The organism is Planococcus lenghuensis (assembly GCF_001999905.1).
Classification (GTDB): Bacteria; Bacillota; Bacilli; order Bacillales_A; family Planococcaceae; genus Indiicoccus; species Indiicoccus lenghuensis.
On record NZ_CP019640.1, the window covers coordinates 2,822,239 to 2,840,671 of the forward strand.

Annotated in this window: 21 protein-coding genes and 1 pseudogene; 8 read left to right on the plus strand and 14 right to left on the minus strand. The window is 48.1% G+C overall.

Annotated features, from left to right (window positions below):
- Positions 1-224: 224 nt before the first annotated feature.
- The 7 genes from B0X71_RS14375 to B0X71_RS14405 all read right to left on the minus strand — a co-directional run bounded on the left by B0X71_RS14375 (position 225) and on the right by B0X71_RS14405 (position 6,430).
- The gene (locus B0X71_RS14375; RefSeq protein WP_077590075.1) at positions 225-743 is read right to left on the minus strand and encodes a type II toxin-antitoxin system VapC family toxin; all 519 of its coding nucleotides are present in this window, start codon (positions 741-743) and stop codon (positions 225-227) included.
- Positions 740-1,276: a MerR family transcriptional regulator gene (locus tag B0X71_RS14380; protein WP_077590076.1), complete on the minus strand. Its 537-nt coding sequence runs from the start codon at positions 1,274-1,276 to the stop codon at positions 740-742. The genes B0X71_RS14375 and B0X71_RS14380 overlap by 4 nt, the downstream gene beginning before the upstream one ends.
- Positions 1,277-1,424: 148 nt before the next feature.
- Entirely contained in the window at positions 1,425-3,992 is a 2,568-nt protein-coding gene (locus tag B0X71_RS14385; RefSeq protein ID WP_198038618.1) for a plasmid pRiA4b ORF-3 family protein, read from the minus strand.
- A gap of 48 nt (positions 3,993-4,040) precedes the next feature.
- Positions 4,041-4,514 (minus strand): ParB N-terminal domain-containing protein, encoded by a 474-nt coding sequence (locus B0X71_RS14390; RefSeq protein WP_156889881.1) that lies wholly within the window; start codon positions 4,512-4,514, stop codon positions 4,041-4,043.
- A 340-nt stretch (positions 4,515-4,854) separates the two neighbouring features.
- A complete protein-coding gene (locus tag B0X71_RS14395) occupies positions 4,855-5,283 on the minus strand; it encodes a protein-export chaperone SecB (protein ID WP_077590079.1) in 429 nt (142 codons plus the stop codon).
- On the minus strand, positions 5,283-5,774 hold the full coding sequence (locus tag B0X71_RS14400; RefSeq protein WP_077590080.1) for a helix-turn-helix domain-containing protein: 492 nt from the start codon (positions 5,772-5,774) through the stop codon (positions 5,283-5,285). The genes B0X71_RS14395 and B0X71_RS14400 overlap by 1 nt, the downstream gene beginning before the upstream one ends.
- A gap of 212 nt (positions 5,775-5,986) precedes the next feature.
- A complete protein-coding gene (locus B0X71_RS14405; RefSeq protein ID WP_232336705.1) occupies positions 5,987-6,430 on the minus strand; it encodes a hypothetical protein in 444 nt (147 codons plus the stop codon).
- A 323-nt stretch (positions 6,431-6,753) separates the two neighbouring features.
- Here B0X71_RS14405 and B0X71_RS14410 point away from each other — a divergent pair, with 323 nt between their 5' ends.
- The 8 genes from B0X71_RS14410 to istB all read left to right on the plus strand — a co-directional run bounded on the left by B0X71_RS14410 (position 6,754) and on the right by istB (position 13,910).
- A complete protein-coding gene (locus B0X71_RS14410) occupies positions 6,754-8,295 on the plus strand; it encodes a YifB family Mg chelatase-like AAA ATPase (protein ID WP_077590081.1) in 1,542 nt (513 codons plus the stop codon).
- The gene (locus tag B0X71_RS14415; protein WP_232336706.1) at positions 8,250-8,909 is read left to right on the plus strand and encodes an REP-associated tyrosine transposase; all 660 of its coding nucleotides are present in this window, start codon (positions 8,250-8,252) and stop codon (positions 8,907-8,909) included. The genes B0X71_RS14410 and B0X71_RS14415 overlap by 46 nt, the downstream gene beginning before the upstream one ends.
- A gap of 201 nt (positions 8,910-9,110) precedes the next feature.
- The gene (locus tag B0X71_RS14420; protein WP_077590082.1) at positions 9,111-9,365 is read left to right on the plus strand and encodes an AbrB/MazE/SpoVT family DNA-binding domain-containing protein; all 255 of its coding nucleotides are present in this window, start codon (positions 9,111-9,113) and stop codon (positions 9,363-9,365) included.
- Positions 9,362-9,769 (plus strand): type II toxin-antitoxin system death-on-curing family toxin, encoded by a 408-nt coding sequence (locus B0X71_RS14425; RefSeq protein WP_332309450.1) that lies wholly within the window; start codon positions 9,362-9,364, stop codon positions 9,767-9,769. Before B0X71_RS14420 ends, B0X71_RS14425 begins: the two co-directional genes overlap by 4 nt.
- A gap of 397 nt (positions 9,770-10,166) precedes the next feature.
- Positions 10,167-10,292 carry a hypothetical protein gene (locus tag B0X71_RS21595; protein WP_269750082.1) on the plus strand — a complete coding sequence of 42 codons (126 nt, stop codon included), beginning with the start codon at positions 10,167-10,169 and terminating at the stop codon, positions 10,290-10,292.
- Positions 10,293-10,816: 524 nt separating this feature from the next.
- Positions 10,817-11,368 (plus strand): hypothetical protein, encoded by a 552-nt coding sequence (locus B0X71_RS14435; protein WP_077590083.1) that lies wholly within the window; start codon positions 10,817-10,819, stop codon positions 11,366-11,368.
- Positions 11,369-11,754: 386 nt separating this feature from the next.
- Positions 11,755-13,170, plus strand: coding sequence for an IS21 family transposase (gene istA, locus B0X71_RS14440; protein ID WP_232336707.1), 1,416 nt, complete (start codon positions 11,755-11,757; stop codon positions 13,168-13,170).
- Complete coding sequence (gene istB, locus B0X71_RS14445) at positions 13,167-13,910, plus strand: IS21-like element helper ATPase IstB (RefSeq protein WP_077590085.1); 744 nt, start codon at positions 13,167-13,169, stop codon at positions 13,908-13,910. Before istA ends, istB begins: the two co-directional genes overlap by 4 nt.
- 222 nt (positions 13,911-14,132) lie before the next feature.
- Here the strand turns inward: istB and B0X71_RS14450 are convergent, their stop codons facing one another.
- The 7 genes and pseudogenes from B0X71_RS14450 to B0X71_RS14480 all read right to left on the minus strand — a co-directional run bounded on the left by B0X71_RS14450 (position 14,133) and on the right by B0X71_RS14480 (position 18,417).
- The gene (locus tag B0X71_RS14450) at positions 14,133-14,933 is read right to left on the minus strand and encodes an ExeA family protein (protein ID WP_077588586.1); all 801 of its coding nucleotides are present in this window, start codon (positions 14,931-14,933) and stop codon (positions 14,133-14,135) included.
- Entirely contained in the window at positions 14,926-16,281 is a 1,356-nt protein-coding gene (locus B0X71_RS14455) for a DDE-type integrase/transposase/recombinase (protein ID WP_156889802.1), read from the minus strand. Before B0X71_RS14455 ends, B0X71_RS14450 begins: the two co-directional genes overlap by 8 nt.
- Positions 16,282-16,320: 39 nt before the next feature.
- Complete coding sequence (locus B0X71_RS14460; protein ID WP_077588584.1) at positions 16,321-16,833, minus strand: DUF6431 domain-containing protein; 513 nt, start codon at positions 16,831-16,833, stop codon at positions 16,321-16,323.
- Positions 16,834-16,916: 83 nt separating this feature from the next.
- Positions 16,917-17,039 (minus strand): hypothetical protein, encoded by a 123-nt coding sequence (locus B0X71_RS21600; RefSeq protein ID WP_269750083.1) that lies wholly within the window; start codon positions 17,037-17,039, stop codon positions 16,917-16,919.
- 6 nt (positions 17,040-17,045) lie between these two features.
- A complete protein-coding gene (locus tag B0X71_RS14465; protein WP_077590086.1) occupies positions 17,046-17,336 on the minus strand; it encodes a GDP-mannose 4,6-dehydratase in 291 nt (96 codons plus the stop codon).
- Positions 17,311-17,757, minus strand: a pseudogene (locus B0X71_RS14470) (UDP binding domain-containing protein); the annotation flags it as partial. The pseudogene B0X71_RS14470 and the gene B0X71_RS14465, both read right to left, overlap by 26 nt.
- Before the next feature lie 312 nt (positions 17,758-18,069).
- Entirely contained in the window at positions 18,070-18,417 is a 348-nt protein-coding gene (locus B0X71_RS14480; RefSeq protein WP_077590089.1) for a hypothetical protein, read from the minus strand.
- Positions 18,418-18,433: the final 16 nt, after the last annotated feature.

Sequence of the window (18,433 nt, forward strand, 5' to 3'; positions counted from 1 at the left end):
TCTTTAAACAGCTAGAAGTGGTTCTTATGTAAAGTTGGTGAAGGAATTTTTGCCCCTCTTTCCCTGTGTCCTGTGCAATGATGTCTATTTCATTTTTTCAGTAAACATACAAAAGCCACCCTCGAAACCAGTTGATCTCACTGAGGATGACTTTGTTTGGATGCAATTGTCGTGAATAAACTGATTTGTTTCTTTCACAGGGACACGATTTGATAATGTCGATTTTATCTATATCGCTCGTCAGGTAAAATCCACGTTGATGGAGAGTTACCTGATTTCTCGATAGGAGGGAATCGAATATTTTCTTTTGGGTCATACAAGGAAACACCAAAGAAGCGGGAAATATGAAAATCTCTTGTGTTATTAGTCACTATTTCCGCATTTTCATTGATTGCATCTACCGCAATTTTAGAATCTGCTAATCCAGGCAATCTGGGTAAAAACGCTTTCTTTTCTTCTTTGTGGAGTTCTCGTATACACCTTCCCATTCTTCTATAGGCATGGGCTTTCCGGTCCGCTGGGTCAGTAACTTCTACTTTAGGAAATGCTTTGATCAAACGACGTACAGCACCTCTCTGTCTCTCACTGATTTCCATAGCTTGTGACCTCAATTCGCCGACAGTCACCATAGATAATAGTAAAGTATCTTCATTAGCCATGCAATTATCCAAAAATCTCTCTACGTCTCGCTGCTGCTGTATATAAAAGCGAATAATATTCGTATCGATTAGATAACGAGTCATGAGTGGCTCTCTGATTTTCTGTTGTCTTCAATTTCTTTCAATCCCTCAATAAACTCAGGGCTGTCTTTTAAAACTTCTTTAGCTTGTTTAATTTCTTTCCACATGGTTTTTTTACTTTTTAACCAGCGTTGGACAATAGGGTTCTCCAATTCTTTTTCAGGAATTATCCAACTATTCCTCGTGCCTTTTTCAGCAGTGATGCTCCCTCTTTCACATTCTCTGCGTACTAACTGGACAGAAACGCCACAAATCTCTGCAAACTCTCCAGCGTTAAAAGTCCGATTTGTTTCTTTTACAGGAACGATTTGAGTTTTCTCATTTGATTGATTGATTGCACTTAATAATTCTACAATTTCCGAAGCTCCAACTTTTCTGGAGTGCTCTGTCAATTCTGTTATATCCGACTTCTCCAGCATGTTCTGTGTAGCTATAAAGGCCTCAAGCGTTTTTATAAAAGCTTCCTGCTTAGGATTGTAAGTATATCCACTCCGCTTAATGGTTTCAATTTGCTCAGTGGTAACGTCCTTTATCACTACAATCACCCCTTTGTATTTATTATACCGCTAGTTTCCCCTAAAATAAAATTAACGAAACTAGCGAAACAAACACAAAATGCAGAAAACATACTTGCAACACTATTGGTAATGCAATGTAAAAATTGTTTCTGTCCCAGGGACGCACTCAAAACCGTCCCGCCATCGCTTTTTTCAGCCGCTCCAGCTCCGGCAGTGTCTTCTTCATCACTACACGCAGTTTTAATTCCTCAACCAGCGGCCGGACGAGCCGTTCGGTTTCGGCTGTCACCCACAGCGATTCCGGTATCCCGCCCTGCTGTTCGATGAAGTCCCGAAGCCCTTGCTGGGCAGCCTCCGCTTTCGCTTTTCTCCCTGTGATGTCCTGATATACAGTCAATCCGCTCGCATGGTCCATCCCGACAATGATCAGTGGAAAATACGGCCGTTCATCCGGTTCATCCTGGACGGGATAATTGACGTGGAACAGCCCGAATTCCGCCTGAAGAGCAGATGCTTTCAGCTTTTTCAGTCGGGCGATATCTGTCTCCGGCACTATCAATTCGGCAGCCGTCCCTTCTTCTGGATCCGCCGGCTCATCGATGACAAATCGGCCGGCCTGCCATTCGCCGCTCTCGTTCATCCGACGGCCGAAAAACGCGCGGCTGTGCGGATCGACCAGGATTTCCAATCCACCCATCACGCCCTTCAAAACCGCTTTTGTCTGCCCGATGACTTCGACCAACAGACGCGCTTCTTCCGCGTCGATCGTCCATGGATAATACCCAGGCACGAAGCTCCGGAACATCGGCCACTTTTTCTTGCCTCTGAACGATCGGCCAAGATCTTTCAATAGCTGGAGATCGTCCTTTTCGAGTTCATCACGATCCGAGAAGGAAGCGAGGATGCTCCGTTGTCCGAACACCAGCTCTTCAGTCGGCATCGACTGGCTCATCGTGTTCAGTAAACTCTCGTAACCTTCTTCCCCGATATAGACAGCGAGTCCGAACTCCTCGCCGCCGGCACCGAGGACCGATACGAACAGCGGCGTCCCGTGCACCGGATCCTCCACGACAAAGATTTCGTCATCATACAGCCACTTCCACGGCTCCAGCTCCCGGAGCTCAACCATTTCGGTGAGCAGTTGCTGCCAGATTCCCGGATTCGCACCGTTGTCCTCCGGTTCCTCTTGAATCGGATCAGCATGCAGCATTTCCAGCAGATCATTGACAACATCCGTCATTTCTTCCGGAGTGGCTTCCCGTTCCGGATCTTCCGGTTCAAAATCGTACTCATCCGGCGCTTCCCCCACCGCTTTCACACACCACGGATAATACATGGCCGGATCGACCGGCAATCTTTTTTTCAGCACGATTTCATGCTCCCAGTCGGCACCGAAATCATACGTATACACCGCCCGGTCCTTTTCCACCCGGAACCAGTCTGCAAGCCGCTCTTCCTGCTCTTCCAAGGTGTCATCCTGCAAAAGAAATCCTACATGCTCATCCGATGGCTCGATCAATGCTTCTTTTCCCGATTTGCCGTCGATGCGCGTCATCCGGAAACTGTGCAGATGATCACCGTCCCAATCGAACGCCGCCTGCAGCACGTGGTGAAAATTTGCAAAACTCATCCGGCTGTCTACCAAGAGCCGGCGCCACACCGGCGGACTCGTCCGCATCAGCTTCACTTTGAACTGCAGAATCCGACCGGTGTTACCATCATCTGGCTTATTGCCCTTCCTGCCACTCTCACCCTGTTCAAGTTTCACTTCGTCGGATCCATCCTCTGCATCACCGATAAAATCGATAGCGATGTCCCGGTACTTCAGCATGGTCGCCACGGAAACACCGAACTCAGCAGCCAATTCCTTCTGCGTAAGCCCTTTCGGTACAACACCAATTTCCGTTGCCGCCTGTACGATTCCCGCGGCAACCGCTTCCGGCTTCCGGGCATTCAATTCCATCCTCCGCAACAATTCCTCTGTGAATTCAGCCAGCCCCAATGCGCCCGGGTGTACCGCCAGATAGCGTTCCACGGCCCCGAGCACTTTCTGCTCGAACGGCGGCAGTGCCGCTTCGTTCTCTTCATCGTTCAACCGGACGAGCAGTTTCAGGAGTCCCAGCAAATCCCCGGACGGCATGTATTCCTTCAATTGCCGGATGAAATGCGGCGGCGTATCCCTTTTCAAATACATCGTTCCGTATGTGAAGGTGATGGCGTCGTCTCCCATTACCGGGTAAGGGAAAGCAACACCGAGGAACCATTGTCCGACATGGTCCGGATCTTCCTGGACCGCTTTGTAGAATCGCCCGTCCACTTCATCTTTCACAATCAGCCGGCCATCCTCCACCCGTTCCGCCTTCGCCAGCAGAAGAAACGGACGCCGCCATGCCTCAAGCGTTTCCGCGACCTTCCCTCCCGGATGCTTCCTGAGCTGTTTATCAAGAAAAGCCCGCCAGTCCGCCGGGTGCTCCAGGAACATATACGTATCGTACGCCGCCTGCTCGATGAACTCATCCGGAAACACGCCCCGCAGTTCATCGAGCCACTTACTGATCCTTCCCTCAATCCAGATGATCGTTTCTGGTGTAAGCCCTTTCGACTGGAACTCCTCATTTATGGCGAGAAGTTCCGTCTCGATCATCCTCGACGTTCCAGCAGCCTGTTCTTTTCCACAACATTTTTTGAACTTCTTCCCGCTGCCGCATGGACACGGCTCATTCCGCCCTGGCATGGCCATCCGCCTCCCTTTCAGTTAAATGTGTATCGTCTGTCTTCTTCCTTATATCTGCGCTTCACCAACAATCGCCCATTTTCCACGGTATTTTTCCACCAAGTCGATCTTTTCGTTCCAATACGGCACATACAGCCGGTCCGCTTCCGGCAACGTGAAAAACCGCCGGTGCTGCTCGGCCGTTAAATAATACGCCGGCAACTCCTTTACGCCCGACCGCCGCGCCTTCGCCACCCGGTGATTGCCATCGATCAGTCGGAACACTTCCGGCCGCATCCGGACCATGATGACCGGCTTCGACAAATCCGCCTTCGGAATAAAATCTGCGTCCAGACTGTCAGAATCCGCCCCCGGTTCAGGCGGGCCGATTTGCACGACGGACAGCTGCACTTGTTCAAGGTTGGCTTCAATCCAGGCTGTCGCTGTCGTGATGTTCCACCTGAACGGATAGCCGCCCAGCACCTCGTCTCCCTCAACCGGTGTACATGGAATAAATTCCGGATTCTCTATTAATCTGCTCATTTCCGTCCCTCGATTCTTCAGTCTTTATTATAAAAATACCATATTGAATCAGGCCTGTAAGTGGTCCTTCCCTGGGTTCGGTTCAATTATATCTATTTCAACATTTCAATAACTATACAAAAGCCGTCCTTAAAACCAGTTGATTTCACTAAGGGTGACTTCATCTGGATACAATTGTCGGGAATAAACTGAGTTGTTTCTGTCCCAGGGATGCAATTTATTTTCCAATAAAAGTACGAAAGCCACCCTCGGAATCGGTTGAATTCACTGAGGGTGGCTTCTTTTCTATTTTATGCAATTGCCGTAAATAAACAAAGAGTCTCTGTCACAGGGACATGATTCAATCCACTTTTTTATAGCTGATGTGGTCTTTCTCTAACATGAATTTAGCTACGTTTATGACCGGCATCGTCAATGAAGGAAACTCATTTGAACGAGAAGTAATATCCGAGATTAAGGATCGAACATAAGGAAAGAGGATGGCAACAGCATTAGTTGTTAAATAATTCTCAAAAGGAATGCCATTACTTTCTTTTTCTTGGTATTCAAAAAAACCTACTACTTCTATGTGTACAAAAAACGGGGCATCCACCTCTTCCAAGCTTCCTATTTTGCCGACCAGTCTTACTTCAGCACGTTCATTCATTTCAATAATTTCACATGAAAAATCTGGAGAGATGTTTATCTTTTTACTTTCAGTATCAAATTTAAAATTTTTTTCATATGAAAACTTTGGTACGATATAATCTTCAAAAACAATACCTGTCATTATATTTCCACTCCTACTGTTGCTTCATCAGTTACTGTATAGTCTCTACGGAGAGTATTGTAAGTATAAGAGCCTTCTGTTGTATATTTGCTCTCATGAACGGATATATTTTGCTTATTAAAAGAATGTTCAACTTTGATTTCTATATTAGCAATAGAGTTAGAAGATAAATTATTTATATTATAAATTTGCCTTTTACTCTTGTTAGTAAGATAACTTGATTCTGGCACAATCTCCTTGTTGATCAAAATAGACATATTTAACCCTTGCGCAATTTTAGATAAAGTATCTACAGAAGGACTCGTTAAACCGGCTTCAATTCTTCCGATTGTCGACTTTGGCACGCCTATTTTATGAGCTAATTTTTCTTGAGAGAGAGAAAGCGCTTTTCTTTTAGTTTTAATTTGCGCAGCCACATTCCCTTCCTCTCTCAATTGATTGACACGGTCCTCGCCTAAAATTTGCTTTGCTCTTTCTAAATAATTATTCATCGAATCTTCTCCTTACTTGATATGATAAAAGACTAACGCAACTTGCTTTTCTTCAAATTTTAAAGCTTTCTAATTGTAGTAGTTAATTCAAAACTCAAATGTTTCACTGCTTCGTCACAAGCAATCCAGACAAGGTACCTCGTCCAAATTGCTTGTTTGGATTTCGCAGTTTTTATTTTACTGTTCAGAATCGAAGCAGTGGTGACCATAGCCTAATAGATGCTTGGGTGTTCCTGTAAATAAAGTTCATATACCGTTTCTGCTGGTTCAATATCCGACCTTCTTATGTCTCCATTATACTGCTTATCAAAAACGTGCAGTAGGAGAACTGTATGAAAGTCATGAATCACATAAATGACGCGAAAGTTGCCAATCGAAAAATCTTCCATTCCCCATCGATATAACTTTGCATGATATTCTTCACTCACGTTACGCTCAAGACGTTTGATAGAGGGAGGTAATTCATCCTCACTCACATCTTCATCTTGTTCGGGATAAGGATTTATAGAAATGATTTCTCTTTGCCTAATGTACACCTCTAAAAGCAGAGTCCATTTTCCTTGTCTGCCAGTTATCTTTTCCTGTTCCGCCATTTGAAATATTCTTTCTTCAAAAAGCAGCAAATTGCCTAATTCTTCAACTCTATACTTCTTCACAGCCCCAGTTCCTTTGTTAATTGATATCCCAATGATAGCAAATATGCTATCAAAATTCAAAGATTGTATTAATTCTTTCAGTTTTTTGTTATAGTGCTCTTCCCTTTGCTACGTTTAATGACGGCGCTTCTCTTTTCCAATAAAAGTACGAAAGCCACCCTCGAAATCGGTTGATTTCACTGAGGGTGGCTTCTTTTCTATGCAATGGCCTTGAATAAATTGAAGAGTTACTGTTCCAAGGATGCAAATTAAAGAATTGTTTCGACAACTACTCCCCCTTCCCGTACACTGAAATAGCGGTCAAGTAAATTCAGAAAGAAGGGATGGCTATCGCAAATTATGTATACAGTGTCGGGATGACCGGTTTGAAAGGCCAGGTCATCAAAGTGGAGGCGACGGTTCGCGATGACAAGGAACAATGTGTGATAATCGGGCTTCCGGATGCCTCGATCAAAGAGTCGAAAGAGCGGATCCTGAACTGCCTGCACGCGCTGAATGAAGATATCGACATGAAGAAGATCACGATTCACTTATCACCCGCGGATATCCGGAAACAAGGCACATCGTATGATGCCGCGATGCTGCTGGCCGTCCTGCAAGCCATGACAAAAAAACCGGTCGTCATCCCCGAGACGACATGTGTCATCGCCGCGCTGACACTCGGCGGTCAGCTGACCACATTCCACAGCATGATTCCGACGATCCATCAGGCGATCCTGCTCGGTTTCAAGAAGATTTACATCCCACCGATTGATATTTCCCTGTTTGCGAAAGCTGCGGATAGCGAGTTGATCCGCATGCCGGACATGCCCACACTGCTTGCCCATCTGGAAGGCAAGCCCTCCCTGTTTACAGACGACTTCACCCTTTTACCACCTGAACCGATTCCCGAAGAAACGGACAACGTTCCCCATGTCTGTTTTTCAGCCATCCGCGGACATGCGGAAGCGAAACGGGCACTCACGCTTGCGGCGGCGGGTGGCCATCACGTGCTCATGACCGGTCCGCCGGGCTGCGGCAAAAGTCTGCTCGCCAATGCGTTCCATACCATCCTGCCCGATATGACCCATGAGGAACTGCTGGAAGTATACAGCATCTACCAGCTCGCCAAGCAAGCGCGCAGTCTGTCGGAACGGCCACCATTCCGCAGTCCGCATCATTCGTCGTCCGAAGGGGCAATCATCGGCGGCGGTCGGCACCCGAAACCCGGCGAACTGTCACTTGCGCATCGCGGCGTTTTGTTCCTCGATGAACTCGGCCATTTTCCGCGCCGGGTCATCGATACGCTGCGTCAGCCGCTCGAATCCGGCTTCGCGGTCATCAACCGGGTGGAAGGCTCCGATCAATTCCCGGCTGCCATCAACTTGATTGCCGCGACGAACCCCTGTCCGTGCGGCTATTACGGATCCAATGAACGCTACTGCACATGCAGCGATAAAGTCCGGCTGAAATACATGCAAAAGATTACTGGGCCGATCATCGACCGGATGGATTTCGTGTTGAGCATGAAAAGCCAAAGCGTCCTGGCCCAATCTACCGCCGAAACGTCTGAAGCGATACGGCGGGAACGGGTAACGGTTGCCCGTGACCGCCAACGGACGCGCTACGGGATGAACACGACGAATGCAATTGTTCCGGTGAAACTGTTCGAAGAGCGGGCCGGCTTCACCGAGATGCAGCGGAAGAAAGTTGCTGACATCTCCTTTCAGGAAAAACTGAGCAGCCGGGCTTCACTGAAAATCATGCGGCTCGCCCGGACGATTGCGGATCTGGAAGGAACGGAATGGGTGACCGACCCGGCAATCGAGGAAGCACTGCAGTGGAAGCTCCAAGCCGGACGCGTCCACGGCGCGCTGATACGGTAAACGGAATGACAAAGAAACGGACATTCAATCCGAATTCCTATTACCATGTCATCATGCGCGGCAATAACCGGCAATCGATTTTTCGGACAAAAGAAGACATGTTCGAACTGCGCCGGGCTTTTCTCCATGTGCACCAGCGCCATCCGTTCACGATGCTCGCTTTCTGTTTCATGACGAACCATTATCATGTGCTGATCAAGCCGCAGGCCGAATCGTCGCTCAGTAAAATTATGGGGCTCGTCAACCGGCGCTACAGCGATTCCTATGCGAAGCGGTACAACCACATCGGGCAGATCTACCAGAAGCGCTATTTTGCAAAAGAAGTCGACTCACGCCTTGGCCTGCTTGCCGTGAGCAGCTATATCCACCGGAACCCCATTGAAACGAAGGTGCCGATGGTGGAACACTTGAGGGATTACCCGTACAGTTCCTTTCCGCTGTACTGGGACGAGGTAAAGCCCGCTCCCCCGTTTCTCGACCGGGAGCTATTGAAGAATTTGCTGCCGCCGCCTTTTGAGAAAACGAATGCCGCCTATTGCCGGTACTGCCTGACTTACAGGCAAACAGCAGAGGAAGATCCTCACGAAGAAGAGATGGAGCCGCCGGTGATGTGATCACCTGGCGGTTTTCTTCTAGGAAAATCCGGCTCAATGCCTTGCTTTCCAAAATCCGTATTTTATTTTGTGTTAGCACTTAATCTTAGTATCAGAGACAGAATTAGCTTTTTGCCATAGAGACAGCCTACCGTTATAATAGTTATAACAATAAGAGTATGTTCTAATTTATGAGCACCAACAATTAAGGAGGATTTAGCGATGGCGGCAACTGAAAGACGCATCACCAAGATCGGCAACTCGTTGGGATTAACCTTACCGAATGAGGCGTTGAAAGCATTGAATATCAACAAAGGCGATGAAGTTCAAGTTGAACTGGTCGGCAATCAAATCATCATCAAGAAAACACCGGAGATGATTCCGTTACCCGAAGGCGTGCCCGCTGATTTTTTCAACGTACTCGAAGAAGAAATGGAAGCTCACCGTGAAGCATTAAAGGGACTCGTTAACCGGTGACTCTGTTCTTCCTTACAGTAGAAATGGCGATCCTCATCAATCAAAAGGTGATATTGGAACATTCCGCAGATGAACAGACGGGTGTGAAAGATCATGCCTTACTCGATTCCGCATTAAAAAGACCGCAACAGTCAGTATTCGGTGAAGATGCTTATCCTACATTACACCTTAAGGCCGCAGCTTTATTGGAATCCCTTGCACAGAACCATGCGTTCCACAACGCTAATAAACGGACAGCATTGGTGTGTACGGCGGTCTTCTACCGTTATAATGGCTGCAGCCTGCGTTTCCCTTCTTCTAAGACCGAAGAAGATTTCGTGGTCGATGTCGTGAACCATCGCTACACGTTGGAGGAAGTGGCTGATATTCTAAAAGCGAACAGCACAGAGAATCAGATATTCTAAGCTGTCCCTGTATCAGGTGCAATTATGGCTATTTCTCTTTTTCAATAAAAATACAGAAGCCTTCCTCGAGATCACTTGATTTCACTGAGGATGACTACTTTTTCATGCAATTGTCGTGAATAAACTGAATTGTTCCTGTCCCAGGGATGCGATTTCAACCGGCGCTACAGTGATTCCTATGCGAAACGATACAACCACATCGGGCAGATCTACCAGAAGCGCTTTTTTGCGAAAGAAGTCGACTCGCGCCTTGGTTTGCTCGCCGTGAGCAGCTACATCCACCGGAACCCCATCGAAACGAAGGTACCGATGGTGGCCCACTGATTATCCGTACAGTTCCTTCCCGCTGTATTGGGAGGCGGACAAACCCGCTCCCCCGTTTCTCGACCGGGAGCTGTTGAAGAATTTGCTGCCGCCGCCTTTTGAGAAAACGAATGCCGCGTATTGTCAGTACTGCCTGACCTACAAGCAGGAAGCAGCGGAAGATCCGCACGAAGAAGAAATGGAGCCGCCGGTGATGTGATTACCCGGCGGCTCGTTTCATTGCTCTCTTCTGGCCCTCATTTTCTCCCTGTTATTGTTGTGAGTAAACTGAATAGTGCCTGTCACAGGGACGTGTCTAGGTTTTTAATGCAGAAAACATGGGAAAAGAATCAGTATTAACTTCTGATAACCACTCATGCTGTATTTTCTTCGGTTAATAGCTGAAGAAGATCTTATGGGAGGTAATTATTATGAGCAAAGTTCAGAATGTTAAAAATATAATCGGTTACCTTTAGATAGCGGGATTTCCACTGACAAAAGAACAGGTGAACCACTTGCTGTTAGATAAGAAGCTTCCACATATCCGTTATGGTTATGTCATCTTGATTTTTGAAGAACACATCGATTGGTGGATATACCAGCAAAAACGAAAAGAAGTTCAGAAATAGCCTTGCGACAGCGGGGCTATTTCTATAGAACAAAAATCCCCGGTGTGGAGTTCACTCTTTTGTTTTCCGGCCAATGTCAATTCATTGATTTCAATCAACTAGGAGGAATAGTGACATGAAAATTAGCGTATTAAACATCACTTTGTTGGCGACATTGACGCTGGCTGGCTGCGGGGAAGAAGCGGAACCGGTCGAAGAACCACCAGTCGAGGCTGAACCGGCCGTGGAAGAATCAGCTGCGGAAGAACCCACTGAAGAAGAACCGGCTGTGGAAGAACCCACTGAAGAAGAATCGGCTGAAGAAGAACCTACTGAAGAAGAAGCCATGAGTGATCAAACACCAGAAGGACTAGAAACGGAAATTATAAACGAAGCAGTAGAGGCCGATTTTGAAATGTTGACCGCAGGGGAATATGGGGAGGAAGTGCTTTATGTGACAGGTGAAGCTACCGAAGTGGAGAATGAGCAGGCAGACGGTGCCACATTCACACTTGAAACGGATGGCGGGCCATTGGTGATCACGAATATGTCTGAGACCGAAGTGACAGCAGGAGACAGCATAGTTGTTTATGGAACATACGGAGGTGAAGACGAAGCGTCGGGCCTGCCGAACATCATTGCGACCGTCATAACAGGCGTCACTGAAGAAGATGACGCTAATTCATGATAAACCGGAAATTCGTTTTTTGCTCCCTGTGTCCCGCTCAATTATGACTACTTCTTTTTTCCAATAAACATCCAAAAGCCGTCCTCGAAATCGGTTAATTTCATTGAGGACGGCTATTTCGGCATATAATTGTTGTGGCTAAATTGAATAGTGTCTATCATAGGGATACATTTTTTAGTTTTTTCGGAATTTCTACTTCGCTATTCTATTGACAACTTGTTCTGAAAGGGTCTGATGAATTTTTTTGATTACATTGAATAACCCTTGATAACCCTTCCCTGTGTTCGGTGTAATTATGTCTATTTCATTTTTTCGGTAACTATACAAAAGCCGTCCTCAAAACCAGTTGACTTCATTGGGCACAACTTTATTTGGATACAATTGTCGTGAATAAACTGAATTGTTTCTGTCCCAGGGATGCGATTAATCAATTCCCTGAAAAGCAACAGTCGGACACCCGGAGGCGTCCGGATGTTGAAGCCATTCACAAAGAGATGGCGAAAAGCGGCGTGACACTGTCTCTTCTCTACCACGAATACACAGCGGCTTGTCGAAACAGCCGTGAGATTCCTTGTAGCTACCGCCAGTTCTGCCGGTTCTATCGTCAATTCGCGATGACGACGAAAGCGACCATGCGCATCAAACGGAAACCCGGCGAGATTTTGGAAGTCGACTGGGCTGGTCAGACGGCTGAACTGCAGGACCCGGTTACAGGAGAAATAGCTCCTGCCTATGTATTTGTCACAGCGCTTCCGTGCAGTCAGTATGCCTACGTTGAAGCGTTTCAATCGATGGATGCCGAAAGCTGGATTGCGGGTCACCAGAATGCGTTCCGGTTCTTTGGCGGCGTAACGCGAACCATTGTGCCTGATAACTTGAAAACGGGTGTGGAGAAGTCGTCCCGCTCTGAACCGGTCATCAACCGGACCTATCAGGAGATGGCTGAACATTACCAGACGGTCGTCATACCGGCTAGAGTGGGCCGGCCGAAAGACAAGCCGAGCGTGGAAGGTGCCGTCGGCATCATCTCCACTTGGATCATCGCGTCTCTCCGGAATGAAACGTTCTTCTCATTGCGGGAGCTGAATGCGGCAATACAGGAAAAACTGAAGGAATTCAATGAACGGCCCTTCCAGAAGCGAAAGGGAAACCGGCTTACCGCTTTTCTGGAAGAGGAAAAATTCGCTCTCCTGCCATTACCGACTCTCCCTTATGAGTTGGCAACGTGGCAGAAGATGACCGTCCAATATGACTATCATATCCACGTGGAGAAGATGTACTATTCCGTTCCCTATGAATACATCAAGCATGTAGTAGATGTACGAATTACACGAACAATGATCGAAGTCTTCTTCAACAACTTCCGGATCGCTTCACATAAACGCTATTACGGCAACGAAGGTCATCCAACCACGGTTTCGGAACACATGCCGGCCCAGCACCAGCAGTATGTCGATTTCAACCGTGACTATTTCTTGGAGTGGGCGAAGACCGCCGGTCCTTACACAGAGACGACCATGAAAGCTATACTCGCCGCCTACAGAGTGGAAAAACAGGCACTGAAATCATGCCTGGCGCTCACCAAACTGGCGGACCAATACTCAATCGAGCGAGTGGAAACGGCCTGCGGCCGGGCGCTCGACTATTCGCCGCGACCCAATCTAACCAGCATCAAAACGATATTGAAGACCGGACAGGACCGGCTCCAGTCCTCAGAATCCGACTCGACAGAAAAGAATCAGGCAACGTCCTCACACGGATACACAAGAGGCGCAGCTTACTTTGGGAGGAAAGAGAAATGACAAAAGAAAGCACAGTGACGAAATTGCACGAAATGCGGCTCAGCTCAATGGCAGAACAGTTTCAGAATCAGCTGTTAAGCCCCGAGTACAACGAATTATCCTTCGAGGAACGCTTCAATCTGCTTGTGGACGTGGAGTGGTCCCGCCGCAAGAACAATAAGCTTGAACGCCTGATTCGAAAAGCGGATTTCCGTTATGGCCAGGCATGTATCGAAGATATCGAATATCACGCGGACCCGAAACTCGACAAGGCACAGATTCTCCGGCTCGCATCCGGCAATTACATACAGGAGAAGCAGAATCTCATCATCAAAGGCGCTTCCGGTAACGGGAAATCCTACCTCGCCTGCGCCTTCGGCGTAGCAGCCTGTCGGCAATTTTATTCAGTCCGCTATGTCCGACTTCCGAACTTACTAGATGAGCTGGCGGTCGCAAGGGGCGAAGGCATTTACCAGAAAGTGATGAAAGTCTATAAGAAAGTGGATCTGCTTATCTTGGATGAGTGGATGCTTACTTCTTTGCGGGAGAGCGAGGCACGGGATGTCTTGGAGTTAGTTGAAGCACGCCAACAAGTCGCATCCACCGTCTACTGTTCCCAATTCGATACACAAGGCTGGTATGAAAAGATCGGTGAAGCGACACTGACTGACGCCATCCTGGACCGAATCATCCACAGCTCCCACAGCATTCTGATTGACGGCAAAATGTCGATGCGGGAACGCCATGGATTAAATGCCTAAACTCTAGTGGACCGTCACCGTCAGGTGATGGTTCTTTTTGTCAGTTGCCTGTCCCTCTGCCTGACCGCAGTGTCCCTCAATCCTGTCTCGGCTGTCCCTGAAACTTGGCACAAGTGTCCCTATTTGTTATTGACGTCTGATTTTGTCTGGAAATTGACGGTTCTTTTTGTCCCCAACCTGACGGTTTCTTTGTCCGGAAAAATAGAGAAAAACGAGGGGGAACTAGGCCAGTTCTCCCTCGATCACTTTCTTCACCATCCGGTCGTCGATGATGCGATTTCCATTCTGCGCCGCAAACAACAGGCAATGCGTTGCCAGCTTGTTGATGAGGCGCGACGCACCACTCGAATAGCTGAACACCTCATCAATCGCGGATTCGCTGAAGATATCCCGTCCGACACCTGAGAAGGAAAGATGTTTGTTCATGTACTGTTCGGTCTCCGCCCGGTCAAGATGATGCAGCCGGAATTGGATATCAATCCGCTGGCGGATAGCTGCGAAGGATTGGAGCTGAAGGCGCTCCCACAGTTCGTTCTGCCCGACCATGATCAGCGCCATCGGACTCTGGGCATCCATGCGGAAGTTCAGGAGGAACCGCACCTCTTCCAACATCTCCCGGTCGAGTAAGTGGGCTTCATCCACCACACAGACGGGCGTCAGCTTATGGATGCCTTTCATCAGTTCGATTTCGCGATGCAGTTGCCGCTTGGCATCGCCCCGATAAAACTTGGACTCGAGTCCCAATTGTTCCAACAGCCCCTTATAGAAATGCCGGGGCGTCAACTTTGAGTCTGACAGATAAAGCAGCTTAAAGCGCGAAGGATCCAGTTGATCCGTAAACCGGCGGATGGCGGTGGTCTTTCCGAGTCCGCATTCACCGGTCATGACCGCGAAGAGCTGCCGTTCTGCGGCATAGTTCAGCCGGCCAAGGATTTCTTCCAGCTGATTCGATTCGTACAATTCGGCGGTCGGGATGTCCCGGGAGAACGGCGTGGCACGCATCTCAAAGAACGATTCAAACATGTTCCGCACCCCCTTTTCCGATGTGACGGAAGCTCACGGCCGGCACACTCGGTGTCACGGCAGCTGCCTTGCGGTCCGCGTTCACTTTTTTGGCCCCTTGCAGGAGGCGAGATGAACCGGCAGGTTCTTTCGTCATCTTTTCCGGTAGCGCTGGTCGCTTCCCAGTCTTCTCGGTGATGACCATTTCCCGCGCTTTCCAGCTATCATAACCTGGATAGTCGACGGTCAGTTCGCGGGTGTCCTGCGGATCAAACGTAATTTCCACCTTGCAGCCGACAAAGTTGAGACCGACTTCATATTTGCGGTCCTGGAAACTGATGCAGCCCGATTTATCGACTTTCCGCGTCTCCGCATGCAGGAAGGCATGGGCCAGCTCTTCGGCTGAGACCGAACGGAGCTGGGTCGATTCGTTGCGAAACGCTTCAAATGGCGTCTTGCCGTCCAGTGCGCTGTGTGGTTTGTGGGCGTAGCGCTCTTTCACCCAGACATCCAACCAGCCGTTCAGTTCATCGACGGTCTTCGGTTCTTCGAGTCGCACTTCCTGCAGGAACTCGTCAAAGGTTCGATTGAACCGCTCGACCTTGCCGGTCGATTCTGGTGAATAGGGGCGGGCATATAAAAGCCGTGTGCCGAGCTTGGAACAGGTTCGCGCCATCCATTTGGTGCGATATTGCTTGCCGTTGTCGAAGTAGACGCTCTCCGGTACCCCATGCTTCCGGATGGATTCACGAAATGCATCTTCCACGCAGCGCGCATCCAACATCGGATAGAATGCCACATGGAGCGGGAAGCGGGTCGCATCATCCAGGAACGCCACCATGTAGACCTGTTTCTTCGTCCCGTTTGGCCCGATCGGCAGGTAGGGTCCGTATTTGATATCCGAATGCCAGAGGGCATTCCGACGGCGTTTCTGAAATCGCCGCACGGCGCCCGATGTCTCATGATACATTTTCATCTGACGGGCGCTATACCCTTGTTTTGACAGGCGTTCCTGTAACGTGCTGCGCTTCAATTCGCCTTTTGCGACGACACCGTCCCACTCAAGAATCTGGATAATCGAGGCGATGCTCCGGCTCGGAACCTCTCGTCTCAGGAGGATTGCCTGCTCCACCACGTGATCTTGAAGCTCCCGGGGAACCGAACGGTATGGTTTCTGCTTCAGCCCTTCAAAGCCTTCCTTCTTGAACTGCGCGACGTAGCGTCGGATGGTGCGTTCGGAGAGGCCGTGCCGCTCACAGATTTGCCGGCGGAGCTTTTGCAGTTCCTGGGCATCCAACTTTTCATTCAATAGAGGCGCAATCATCTGAAACCGATGGGTTGCGAGTTCTTCCGCTTTTGTCCTTGCCACTTTCAACACTCCTTCTTGTTCGGATAGTTGAAGTGTAATTCACGGACTGTTGGACAAAAAGGCAGAACGGGTATGTATCCAAAAATGATGGTTGGCAACCGGGCGGACAATCTTTGCCAGCCATCCGCCTTCTGCACCAAACCATTGTCCAATTCGCTCATGCGCAGGCAGCTTCCGACTGGACAGGTCGATCGCTGAGGTCTCATTTTCCCGGAACTGGATGAAGAGAGATTGAAGGATAAAGAGCCAGTAATCGATCAGATCAAAGAACCAATACCGCCAACGATAAAGGGTCGATTCATCAGCTGCCACCGTCAGGTGGCCAGTGGGGCGGGTCGCCTCCTCGATGACATCCGCACCGTATCGTTTATAGGGCACAATCACATCCGGTAATTCATGATGGATCTTTTCACATCCCCTGCAGCGCAACCGTCTAATGATGAATGTACGGGATTCACCGCTGTCTTCTCTTACTTTCCGTTCTCTGGAGCCAATGACCTTGTACGCTGTATGACTGCAACAGGGACAAGGAACCTTTTCTGCACACCTAATAAAAAACGCCTTTCGAGGTGCATTCTTCTATGTTATAATGAGAGACGATTATCATATCATGTCAAGAGACGTCTCCCGTCGAGCTACTGGTAATAGCCGACACCAAGGGAGGCGTCTTTTCCTTTCTTCAGGATCGTTAAGGACATTATATCCGTCAATTCCTGGACAAACAATACCATCAACTTTTGGACATTATGAAATAGCATTAACACCTATTCAATGGCCATACTCAGATGGCAGACATGGTAAAAATTCATGGCCGTAATCACTGTAATCGCCGCTTTATCTGAAATATCTTCTTTAATGAACGTAAATTCCTCAAAAGGCTGCAGCAATTCCAGCCGCGTTTCCTTCAGTTTCATATCGTAATAGTCATTCAGGTTATCAATCCCCACTACCCGGCATCTCTGCTCAAGCAGTCGCTTTGCCACATAATAACCAATAAACCCCGCTACGCCAGTAACGAGGTATGTTTTCTTAGGATCGAGTGTTTTGTAAGGCAAGCTTCACCGACTCCTTTGCGTTCTCTCGGCTCACAGGTCTGCGGCCGATCGAATGATATTCCACGCCTGCTTCTTCCATTGCTTCTACCGTGTAAATATTCCGCCCATCGTAAACTAAAGGCGTTCGCATCAGCTTCTTGTACGCATCAGGCAAGACGGCTTTCACTTCTCCCCATTCGGTAAAGATAAAACAAACATTAGCATCATCCAACGCGGCTTCAGGATTTGAGACGTATGTCATACTGCCGCTCCCAATGTTCCCTTCCGGAAATACTTTCGCAAAGTTTTGTGCGCCTGCTGGATCAAACGCATAGACATCAGCACCTTGTTTGAGCAATAAAGGAACGTTTACCAATGAAGCGGCTTCTCTCAAATCATCTGTGCCAGGTTTGAACGTCAGTCCCCGCACAGCGACTTCCAATTCTCCAAGGCATCTCGATACTTAACTTAACAGCGTTGATATCCTGCCATATCCCTTGGGCAAATGACTGAATGAAAGAGAAGTTCTCCATTTGATCATTTTCCAGCCAGTCTATTAGATTTTCTGATTGTTTTTCCTCGAATAGTTTCCGAAACGAGTAGATGAGCTCGTTGAGTTCTATGACTTGCGGAAAGTTGGTTAATAACTTATGAGGTAATTTTTCCATCTGTTCTCGATGTGTTTCTTTTTTTATATCCCAGAGGATGGCAATTATTTTTTGTCGGATTGAGATCGGTGTAGGCCTGTCTAGTTTCATTTGCTTCCGTTCTTCCGTTCCTCGGAAATCATATTGTTCAAAGTTGAGACTGAGCCCATATATCCATCAGAACGGCACCCTTCTTCAATGGTTTTACTCGATTGTTTTTTTAGAATCAAAGTGCGAATTAAGGGGCGAAACTGCTGAAAGGCAGAAGTGCGTTGGGGCAGAGGCTTCTCAGTATACTTCAAATCCTTGCTCACCGTTCCACTTGAAATGCCGAGCAGCTGCTGAATACCTGTCTTGAAGTAGCCTTCCTTATACAGCGATTGCACCCGTTGAATGCGGTTCCATCTTTTCTCTTGATTTTGAATGCGCTGATGTTCATGTTTACGTAATTTCACTGTTACTTCTTCCTGA

What these genes read in the sequence shown, in the direction of transcription:
- B0X71_RS14435 (WP_077590083.1), top strand. Translation starts at nt 10,817, where the DNA reads ATGAAAATTAGCGTATTAAACATCACTTTGTTGGCGACATTGACGCTG.
- B0X71_RS14375 (WP_077590075.1), bottom strand. Translation starts at nt 743, where the DNA reads ATGACTCGTTATCTAATCGATACGAATATTATTCGCTTTTATATACAG.
- B0X71_RS14410 (WP_077590081.1), top strand. Translation starts at nt 6,754, where the DNA reads ATGGCTATCGCAAATTATGTATACAGTGTCGGGATGACCGGTTTGAAA.
- B0X71_RS14420 (WP_077590082.1), top strand. Translation starts at nt 9,111, where the DNA reads ATGGCGGCAACTGAAAGACGCATCACCAAGATCGGCAACTCGTTGGGA.
- B0X71_RS14400 (WP_077590080.1), bottom strand. Translation starts at nt 5,774, where the DNA reads ATGAATAATTATTTAGAAAGAGCAAAGCAAATTTTAGGCGAGGACCGT.
- istB (WP_077590085.1), top strand. Translation starts at nt 13,167, where the DNA reads ATGACAAAAGAAAGCACAGTGACGAAATTGCACGAAATGCGGCTCAGC.
- B0X71_RS21600 (WP_269750083.1), bottom strand. Translation starts at nt 17,039, where the DNA reads ATGCTATTTCATAATGTCCAAAAGTTGATGGTATTGTTTGTCCAGGAA.
- B0X71_RS14450 (WP_077588586.1), bottom strand. Translation starts at nt 14,933, where the DNA reads ATGTTTGAATCGTTCTTTGAGATGCGTGCCACGCCGTTCTCCCGGGAC.
- B0X71_RS14395 (WP_077590079.1), bottom strand. Translation starts at nt 5,283, where the DNA reads ATGACAGGTATTGTTTTTGAAGATTATATCGTACCAAAGTTTTCATAT.
- B0X71_RS14390 (WP_156889881.1), bottom strand. Translation starts at nt 4,514, where the DNA reads ATGAGCAGATTAATAGAGAATCCGGAATTTATTCCATGTACACCGGTT.
- B0X71_RS14385 (WP_198038618.1), bottom strand. Translation starts at nt 3,992, where the DNA reads ATGCCAGGGCGGAATGAGCCGTGTCCATGCGGCAGCGGGAAGAAGTTC.